The organism is Microbispora sp. H13382 (assembly GCF_014161445.1).
Classification (GTDB): domain Bacteria; phylum Actinomycetota; class Actinomycetes; order Streptosporangiales; family Streptosporangiaceae; genus Microbispora.
Genome location: NZ_JABBXA010000042.1, coordinates 1,379 through 2,555, shown reverse-complemented (window position 1 = coordinate 2,555; position 1,177 = coordinate 1,379). Strand labels below are relative to the sequence as shown.

1 rRNA gene (only partly in view) is annotated in these 1,177 nt (G+C 57.7%); it reads right to left on the bottom strand.

Features of this window, described 5'->3' with window-relative positions:
* A 23S ribosomal RNA gene (locus tag HHX41_RS39340) occupies positions 1-1,177 on the bottom strand (its annotated part continues 1,378 nt past the right edge of the window); the annotation flags it as partial.

The window sequence follows — 1,177 nt, the reverse complement described above, 5'->3', positions numbered from 1 at the left end:
ATGGTCAAGTCCTCGGCCTATTAGTACCGGTCAGCTCCACACATTACTGCGCTTCCACTTCCGGCCTATCAACCCCATCATCTCTAGGGGGCCTTACCCACTCTCGTGGTGGGAGACCTCATCTTGAGGCGAGCTTCCCGCTTAGATGCTTTCAGCGGTTATCCCTACCGAACGTAGCCAACCAGCCGTGCTCCTGGCGGAACAACTGGCACACCAGAGGTTCGTCCGTCCCGGTCCTCTCGTACTAGGGACAGCCCCTCGCAAGTCTCCTGCGCGCGCAGCGGATAGGGACCGAACTGTCTCGCGACGTTCTAAACCCAGCTCGCGTACCGCTTTAATGGGCGAACAGCCCAACCCTTGGGACCTACTCCAGCCCCAGGATGCGACGAGCCGACATCGAGGTGCCAAACCATCCCGTCGATATGGACTCTTGGGGAAGATCAGCCTGTTATCCCCGGGGTACCTTTTAGCCGTTGAGCGACACCGCTTCCACACGCCGATGCCGGATCACTAGTCCCAGCTTTCGCTCCTGCTCGACCCGTCAGTCTCACAGTCAAGCTCCCTTGTGCACTTACACTCGACACCTGATTGCCAACCAGGCTGAGGGAACCTTTGGGCGCCTCCGTTACCTTTTAGGAGGCAACCGCCCCAGTTAAACTACCCACCAGACACTGTCCCCCACCCGGATACACGGGCGCGGGTTAGACGTCCAAAACGACCAGAGTGGTATTTCACCAATGACTCCACCCTGACTAGCGTCAGAGCTTCCCAGTCTCCCACCTATCCTACACAAGACGCTCCAAACGCCAATGTCAAGCTGTAGTGAAGGTCCCGGGGTCTTTCCGTCCTGCTGCGCGAAACGAGCATCTTTACTCGTACTGCAATTTCACCGGGCCTGTGGTTGAGACAGCGGGGAAGTCGTTACGCCATTCGTGCAGGTCGGAACTTACCCGACAAGGAATTTCGCTACCTTAGGATGGTTATAGTTACCACCGCCGTTTACCGGCGCTTAAGTTCTCACCTTCGCACCCCGAAGAGTGCTAAGCGGTCCCCTTAACGTTCCGGCACCGGGCAGGCGTCAGTCCGTATACATCGTCTTACGACTTCGCACGGACCTGTGTTTTTAGTAAACAGTCGCTTCCCCCTGGCCACTGCGACCCCCACCAGCTCAGAGAGC